Genomic DNA, 1,677 nt, shown 5'->3' on the forward strand with positions numbered 1-1,677 from the left:
AGTAGCTGTTGTCGTTCCGATCGTGAGGGGTGGGCGTCGAACGGGAGTCTCGTTCGGGTGACCGTGGCTGGCTGCGGGCATGAAGGCAGGGCCTCTTGGTAGCTCGGGGTTGCGAAGCCAACCGAGATCCAGGAGGCCCTGTTGCCGCAGTTGTACGTGCTCGCGCCGGTGGAGTTCAACTCGCCTGCTCTGTCGTGCGATTGTGTCGCTCACCGGTTCGGGAATGCGGCCGACCATCCGGAGCGTGTTCGGCGGTATCCCTCGGACATGACGGACGCGGAGTGGTCTGTGGTCCGGCCGCTGCTGCCGGTGCCGGGCTGGATGCGGGGCCGGGGCGGGCAGCCGGAGGCGTACTGTCACCGGGCGATACTGGACGCGATCCGCTATCTCGTCGACAACGGGATCAAGTGGCGGGCCATGCCGGCCGACTTCCCGCCGTGGGACCGGGTCTATGCGTTCTTCCGCCGCTGGCGCGACCACGTGCTGGTCAGGGAGTTCCACGACCGGCTGCGCGGCCGGGTCCGCGAGGAGGCGGGGCGGGATGCGGAACCGACGGCCGGCGTGATCGACTCGCAGTCCGTCAAGGCGGACGCCGTCGTCGGCGCCGACAGCCGCGGCTTCGACGGCGGCAAGCTGATCAACGGCCGCAAACGGCACGTGGTCGTCGACACCCTCGGCCTGCTGCTGGGCGTGATGGTCACCGCGGCGGATATTGGTGACCGCGCTGCCGCGAAGGTGCTGCTTGAGCGGGTGACCGACGCTCATCACCGGCTGGAGCTCGTCTGGGCCGACGGCGGATACACCGGCAGTCTCGTCGAGCACTGCCTGGCCGTGCTCGCGCTGGTCCTGGCCATCGTTAAGCGGAGCGACGACATGCGCGGCTTCGTGGTGCTGCCCAAGCGGTGGATCGTCGAGCGGCTCTTCGCGCACCTGATGCGAAGCCGCCGCCTGGTGCGTGACTTCGAACGATGCACCAGCAGCGCCGAGGCGATGATCTACTGGTCGATGATCATGGTCATGACCCGCCGCCTGGCCCGTTCACGCTCCGCGCGAGGGTGAACCGGCCCGGTGCCGGCTCGGCCAGCCAGCCCCGCGCGACCAGGCGTTTCGCCTTCGACCGCAGCCCCTCCACCTTGGCCGGCACCACATCCATGCCGAACGCGGCGGCCATCTCCTGACAGGTCAGCGGCCCTTGACCGAGACGGACCCGATCCTCGATCGCGACCAGGATGCGCTGGTAGTCCACCGACAGTGCCGTCCCGGCCAGCCCCTCGCGCCACATCGGAACCTGTGACCTCGCCTTCACCACCAGAGGCGCAGACGCCTGCACCTCGGCTCCCGTCACAACACCCTCTGGCACGTCGGTGGCAACCACGCCGGCCGAGTCACTGCCCGGCGCGGACAGCACCGCACCGACACGCGCGCGGGCGATCGTCCACTCCGACCACTCCTGCTCGGCCATCGCGAGCTCGGCCTGGATACGGTCCGCTTCCTCACGCAGCGCGTCCACACGACGACGAGCGGCAAGTTCGTGCTGTTCCAGCAGTCCGACAACCGACGGCATTCGCGACCTCCTCGAGAGCGACGAAACGACACCCCAGCACTCCCACACCGACGCCGCCCCTACCCATGACCAGCGAAAACACAGTCGTCAGACCCGGAAAGACAACAGCGTCT

Annotated in this window: 2 protein-coding genes; one reads left to right on the top strand and one right to left on the bottom strand. The window is 68.5% G+C overall.

Features of this window, described 5'->3' with window-relative positions; all coding sequences use genetic code 11:
- The first annotated feature begins 267 nt into the window (after positions 1-267).
- Positions 268-1,059 (top strand): IS5 family transposase, encoded by a 792-nt coding sequence (locus E6P78_RS32440; RefSeq protein WP_136207194.1) that lies wholly within the window; start codon positions 268-270, stop codon positions 1,057-1,059.
- On the opposite strand, the gene E6P78_RS32445 is transcribed toward E6P78_RS32440, so the two are convergent.
- The gene (locus E6P78_RS32445; RefSeq protein WP_136207195.1) at positions 1,016-1,564 is read right to left on the bottom strand and encodes a hypothetical protein; all 549 of its coding nucleotides are present in this window, start codon (positions 1,562-1,564) and stop codon (positions 1,016-1,018) included. The genes E6P78_RS32440 and E6P78_RS32445 overlap by 44 nt on opposite strands.
- Positions 1,565-1,677 lie beyond the last annotated feature (113 nt).

The sequence above is a fragment of the Streptomyces sp. A0958 genome (assembly GCF_004795035.1).
Lineage (GTDB): Bacteria > Actinomycetota > Actinomycetes > Streptomycetales > Streptomycetaceae > Streptomyces.